Annotated in this window: 1 protein-coding gene and 1 pseudogene; both read left to right on the top strand. The window is 47.9% G+C overall.

The window, feature by feature from the left end; genetic code table 11:
* On the top strand, positions 1 to 1953 hold a 1953-nt coding region (locus tag BTA30_RS22180; RefSeq protein ID WP_239695201.1), incomplete at its 5' end, for a condensation domain-containing protein.
* A 22-nt stretch (positions 1954 to 1975) separates the two neighbouring features.
* Positions 1976 to 7227, top strand: a pseudogene (locus tag BTA30_RS22630) (condensation domain-containing protein); the annotation flags it as partial.

Below are 7227 nucleotides of genomic sequence, written 5' to 3'. Positions count from 1 at the left end.
CGCGGCTACCGGATTGAGCTGGGAGAAATTGAAGCGGCATTGCGGCAGATTGACGGTGTCAAAGAAGCAGCCGTCATCGCGCGAACCGGCTCCTCGGGACATAAAGAACTGCTTGCCTATATGAGCCTGCAAGCGGAAATGGACACCGAAAAAGTCAGATCTCTTCTTTCTCAGCAATTGCCTGGGTTTATGGTCCCGGCGCATATGGTTGAGCTTGCCGCCTTGCCGCTGACATCTAACGGAAAACTCGACAGAAGAGTGCTGCCTGAACCGGAGATCACAACGATCAACACAGCATATACACCTCCGCGTAATCAGTTGGAGGAACGGCTTGCCGTGATCTGGCAAGAGGTTCTCGGCGTTGAAAAAGTCGGCATTGAGGATTCGTTTTTTGAACTGGGAGGCGATTCGATTAAAGCCCTCCAAGTATCTGCGCGCCTTGGACGTTTTGACTTAAAAATCACGGCAAGCGACTTATTCCGCCATCCAACCATCAAAGAAGCCGCACCTCTCATCCGCAAGACTGAGAGGATCATCGATCAGCGGCCGATTGAAGGGGAAGTTTTTTGGACGCCCGTTCAGCGCTGGTTCCTCGCGCAGCATATCGAAGAGCGGCATCATTTCAACCAATCTGTCATGCTTCACAGCTCAGAAGGATTTCAGGAACAACCGCTGCGGACGGCTTTACAGCATCTTGTTGTCCATCATGATGCCCTCCGCATGACAGTCAGCAATGAAGGCGGACAGCTGAAACAAATCAACCGGGGAATTCATGGCGAACTTTACACCCTGAACATAGCAGACCTTTCTAAAGCAGCACAATGGGAGAACATGATTGAAAACGAAGTCGCTGATTTACAGCGCAGTATCCATTTGCAAAAAGGCCCTTTACTAAAAGCAGGCTTGTACAACACAATGTCGGGAGCTTATTTATTTCTCACCATTCATCATTTGGTCGTCGACGGGGTGTCATGGCGGATTTTGCTTGAGGATTTATCAACAGCATACAGTCAGGCAGCCACAGGACAACCGGTCCAGCTTCCACGGAAAACGGACTCATACCAATACTTCGCAAACCGGCTTGCGGAATACGCAGAGAGCAGCAAGATCATTCGCGAAGAATCGTATTGGCGTACTGTTGAAGAAGAAAAAGCTGCTTTACTGCCTTGCGAAAAACCGCAAAGCGCTGCGGACAACATTCGGAAAACGGTGAGCTTCACACTTTCAGAAGAAGACACACAAGTTTTAATCCACAAGGTCAACAAAGCCTACAGCACAGACACCCAGGATATTCTGTTGACGGCCGCATCGTTAGCATTGTGCGACTGGACGGGGGAGAGGAAACTGCGCATTGCGATGGAAGGACACGGGAGGGAACACATCCTTCCTGAATTGGATATCAGCCGGACGGTCGGCTGGTTCACCTCAATGTATCCTGTGTTAATTGATTTACATGCAGAAGAAGGCGAGCTGGGGATGGCGGTGAAAACAGTCAAAGACACGCTTGGCAAAATACCGAATAAAGGAATTGGATATGGAATTTTGAAATATTTAACAGGTCCAGAGCAGAAAACGATCCAGTTTGGCAAAGCGCCTGAGATCGGTTTTAACTATTTAGGGCAATTCAATGATACAGAACACCAACAAATGTTCAGCTTTTCAGGCCTTGCAAGCGGAAAAGACATCACGCTCACATGGCAGCGCGAGCAAACGCTGGAAATGAGCGCCATGGTGACGCAAAATCAGCTGTATTTCAATTTGAGCTATCCGCCAAGCCGCTTCCAAACAACAACAATGAAACAGCTGCTGCACACGTTGAAACAATATTTGCACCAAATCATCAATCATTGCGCCGGTAAGCAAGAAACAGAAAAAACAGTCAGCGATTTTAGCAGCAAATCGTTAACAGCGGAAGATTTAGACAGTATTGCGGGCTTTGTCGAAGAACTGTAGAAACAGGAGGCACGGAGAAAATATGACAAAAAAGCATGAGATTCAGGATATTTATCCGCTTTCTTATATGCAGGAAGGCATGCTATTTCACACCCTTTTCAAAAAGGATTCACAGGCATACGTCGAACAGGCCTCATTTTCAATGACAGGAAAGGTTGACACAGACATTTTTCAGAAAAGCATTGATGTTCTTTGCGCCCGGCACGATATTTTCAGAACGATTTTTGTCAGCCAAAATGTATCCGTTCCACAGCAGGTCGTCTTAAAAGAACGGACGATCACCGTAGAAAAAAAAGATCTGACTCATTTGGACCGATCCAGCCAGCTCGCATCTATCGATGATGTCAAAAAAACAGACAGAGCCAAAGGATTTCATCTGCAAAAAGATGGTCTGATGCGCGTCATTCTTCTCAAAACAGGAGAACGCGAATTTACATGCATATGGAGCTTCCACCACATCATCATGGACGGCTGGTGCCTCGGGATTGTCCTGAAGGAGTTTTTCCATATATATGCTTCCCTTTTGCGACGAGCGCCATTAAAGCTTGAGCCTGCTGTGCCTTACGGGACTTATATTCAATGGCTGATGGAGCAGGACAAAGAAGCAGCCGCCCGATACTGGGAGCGTTATCTTGAAGGATTTGACCAGCAAAGCGGGCTGCCGAAGCAAAAAAAAGCAGGCGCTAAAAACAGACAAGAAGACGTCACCTTTTCTCTTTCTAAAACAGATACGGCCAAGCTGAAAGAGCTAGCCGCAAAGGAAGAGGTCACACTGAGCACCATATTTCACACGCTTTGGGGAATTTTGCTGCAAGCATATAACCAGACGGATGATGCCGTTTTCGGTTCGGTTATTTCCGGAAGGCCGTCTGAAATTGCAGAGATAGAGCGGATGATCGGCCTTTTCATTAACACGGTGCCGGTGCGGGTTACCGGCACAAAAACCCCTTTTGTGCAACTGATCAAACAAGTGCAAAAAGATGCTCTCAAAGGGCAGCCGTACAGCTACCACCCACTCTATGAGATACAGGCGGGATCTGCCGTAAAACAAGGTTTAATCGACCATATTCTTGTTTTTGAAAATTATCCTGTCGAAAAAGAAATCGCGATGCTGAATAACGGAAAAGATGCAGAAGATCTCTTTCACATGCATGATTTCAACATGGAGGACGAGACCAACTACAGCTTTTATCTGATGGTGGCACCAGGGGAAGACATTCATCTCAAAATGAGATTTGATTCCGGCATCCATGAACGTTCTTTCATCGAAAGCGTCAAAGGCCACTTGCAGCATATCATCGCACAAGTGCTGCAAAATCCGAATTTGACCCCGGAGGATTTGACGATCACGACACCGCAGGAACAAGAAGACCTGCTCAGCACGTTGAAAATGGAAACAAAGCAACGCAAATATGAAACAATCCAGTCGTTGTTCGAACGCCAGGCAGCACAAACGCCTGATGCAAAAGCGATTCACTATGAAGGACAGTCCACCACCTATAAAGAGCTGAATGAAACGGCCAATAAACTTGCGCGCATTCTCCGCAAACGGGGTGTCAAACGCCAGGAGCCGGTGGCGATCATTGTCGAACGGTCCCCGGCTTTAGCGGCGGGAGTCCTCGGCATTTTAAAAGCGGGNNGGGACAACGGGGAAACCGAAGGGTGTTTTATTTGAACATCGAAATATGGCCAATTTGCTTGATGACCAATTTGAAAACTCATGTATTGATTTCAAAACAAATGTGCTGCAGTATGCATCTTGTGCGTTTGACGTCTGCTACCAAGAACTGTTTACTACCTTGCTTAGCGGCGGCACGCTTTGCATCGCGCCTGAATCAATCAAGCGTGACGCAGCTCAGTTGTTTTTGTTTATCAATACGCAGCAAACAGAAGTCGTCTTTTTTCCGACGGCTTTTGTGAAAATGCTTTTTAACGAGGAACACTATGCGAACAATTTTCCAAGCTGTGTGAAGCATGTCATTACAGCAGGAGAGCAATTGACGGTCTCGCATATTTTTAAGGCATTGTTAAAGCGGCACGGCATGCACTTGCATAATCATTACGGTCCGNNCCGCCGATCGGTAAACCGATCAGCCATAATGCCATGTATATCCTTGACAAAAACAAACGGCTTCAGCCCCGCGGCGTAGCGGGGGAGCTTTACATATCCGGCTCGAGCGTCGGGAGAGGATATATCAACAATCCAGCCTTGACAAAAGAGAAGTTTTTGCCCGACCCGTTTAGAGCGGGGGCCGTCATGTATCGAACAGGAGATATAGCAAGGTTTCGCACAGACGGACAAATGGACTATATCGGCCGGATTGATGATCAAGTGAAAATCAGGGGCTACCGGGTCGAACCGAAGGAAATTGAGGTGACATTGGCGAATCACCCTGCCGTTAAGGAAGCGGTTGTTCTTATTCAGGAAGACAGTGAAGGGGAACACGAATTATGCGCATACTACAGCACACGAAAATCTATCGATCCTTCTGTATTACGTCATGATTTGGCCGACGTCATCCCTGACTACATGATGCCTGTAAAATGGGCTGTTGTGCAAACGATTCCGCTTACCACAAATGGAAAAGTCGACAAAAGCGCCCTTCCTGAGCCAACATCAGCTGCTTCACATCAGCCATACGCCGCACCGCGCAATTTGAACGAGCTCAAGCTTTCACAGCTGTGGGAAGATGTACTGAAAAGGGGTCCTGTTGGCATCCGCGACAACTTTTTTGAACTGGGGGGCCATTCATTAAAAGCAACATCGCTCATCTCTCGCATCGCCAAAGAATGGAACGTTCAGATTCCATTAAGCGACGTCTTTGCCCATCCGACCGTAGAAGGATTGGCAGCTGTCATCAGTGAAGCAGAGGAAAACCCGTTTGCATCGATTCAGCGAGTACAAACGAAGGAGACATATCCGGTTTCTTCCGCGCAAAAACGGATGTATGTTCTGCATCAGCTTGATAGCGGAGGCATCAGCTACAACATTCCGGCCGTTTTGGAGCTGACAGGCGAGCTCGACCGACAGCGGGTGGAAGCTGTCGGTCGAGAACTGATCCGCCGGCATGAGCCCCTTAGGACATCATTCGAAACAAGAGAAGACGGTGAGCCGGTGCAGCGGATTCATGAAAAGGTCCCGTTTGCTTTTTCGAGCGAATCTTCATCTGAATCATTTATTCGTCCGTTTGATCTTGGAAAGGCTCCGCTTTTCAGGGCAGGCTTTGTGACAGTTGAGAAAGGCCGGCATCTGCTTTTAGTGGACATACACCATATTATTTCAGACGGAGTCTCCGTTCATTTGCTCATGCAGGAATTCAGCGAGCTGTATAAAGGACACGAACTGGCGCCGTTACGCATTCAATACAAAGACTATGCCGCATGGCAAGAAATTTTCAAAACAAGCGACACATACAAGCGGCAAGCATCGTATTGGCTCAAACAGCTGGACGGTGAGCTGCCAGTGCTCGAATTACCGGCAGACAAACCGCGTCCCGCGGCAAAAAGCTTTGCAGGTGACAGGGTTCCGTTTGTGATCAGTCAAGAACTTACATCACGTTTACAACAGCTCGCAGGAGAAAACAGGTGCACACTGTATATGACGCTTCTAGGGATATACACCGTTTTATTGTCGCAGCTAAGCGGCCAGGAAGACATCATCGTCGGTTCGCCGATCGCAGGCAGGCCGCATGCTGATCTGGAATCTGTGCTCGGAATGTTTGTGAACACATTGGCTCTTCGAACACATCCGGTGAGCAGCATATCTTTCAAAAAATATGTGCAGGACATTCGAAAAACAGCGCTTGAAGCCTATGAACATCAGGACTATCCGTTAGAGGAGCTGGTTGACCATCTCGGTGTTCAGCGGGATATGAGCCGAAACCCGCTCTTTGACACAATGTTTGCGCTGCAAAATATGGAGCGGCAAGAGCTGGTGATGGAGGGCCTTGAACTTTGGCAGAAAGACATCAGCCACCCGATTTCTAAATTCGACCTGTCACTGTATGTGGCCGAAAACGGCGGACAATTATACTGTCAGTTTGAATACAGTACAGATTTGTTCGAACGGGAAACGATTCAAAAATGGGCTGATTGTTTTAAAACGTTGGCTGAAAACGCTGTACAACACCCTGAGTTAGAGCTGGCTCGTTTGTCAATACTTTCGCATAAGGAAGAGAGCGCACTTTTGCAAAACTTCAGCCCGATGAAAAAAAACGATTTCCCACTGGATCAGCCGCTTTATCATCAGCTCGAGCAGCAGGCGGAAAAGTCGCCTGAGCGCCCGGCCGTTTTAGCGGATGGCATCTCCATTACCTATAGGGAACTGAATCAACGAGCCAATCAAATCGCTTGGAAGCTGATTGGCCGTGGTATTCAGCAGGAAGATGTGATTGCTGTGATGGGCAGGCGTTCACCAGATATGCTGATTGGGATTTATGGCATTTTAAAAGCGGGGGCTGCTTATTTGCCAATCGACCCGGACTACCCTACAGAACGGATCCGTTTTTTAATGAAGGACAGCGGCGCAAAAATCCTGCTAGTGGAAACTGATCTTGCCGAAGCATCGATGTTTGAGGGAACCATTTTACCGCTCAATGATAACCGTGAGAATGGCGGAAAAGCGTCCAATCCGAATCTGCCGGTACCGTCTGCTGGCTTAGCTTATATCATCTATACATCCGGTTCAACAGGACGCCCAAAAGGTGTGCAGGTTGAACACCGATCAGCGGTCAATTTTTTATACTCACTGCAAACCCGCTACCGGCTGAATGACTCGGATATCATTCTCCATAAAACGTCTTACTCATTTGATGCTTCAATATGGGAGCTGTTCTGGTGGCCGTTTGCTGGGGCGTCTGTCTATCTGCTTCCTCAAGGAGGGGAAAAAGATCCTGAAGTCATCTTGAAAGCGCTGGAGGAAAAGCGAATAACAGCGGCTCATTTTGTCCCTCCTATGCTTCACTCTTTCTTGGAATCTATCAATAATAGAAATAAACCAGCCAATATCAAACATTTAAAAAGAGTTTTTGCAGGAGGCGAGCAGTTGGGAGCGCACCTCGTCTCCCGTTTTCATGAGCTTCTGCCGATGGCGGCGTTGACAAATTCATATGGACCAACGGAAGCGACGGTTGAAGCGGCATACTTCGATGTCCCTAAAAAGACGCTACACCATGTTCCGATCGGCCGCTCAGGACACAATATGAGACTCTATATTTTAAATAAAAAACGGCGGCTTCTGCCGCTCGGCTGTCGGGGAGAACTGTATATCGCAGG

Origin of the sequence: Bacillus swezeyi (assembly GCF_001969815.1) — a bacterium.
Lineage (GTDB): Bacteria > Bacillota > Bacilli > Bacillales > Bacillaceae > Bacillus > Bacillus swezeyi.
This window is presented reverse-complemented; position numbering and strand designations above follow the sequence as displayed.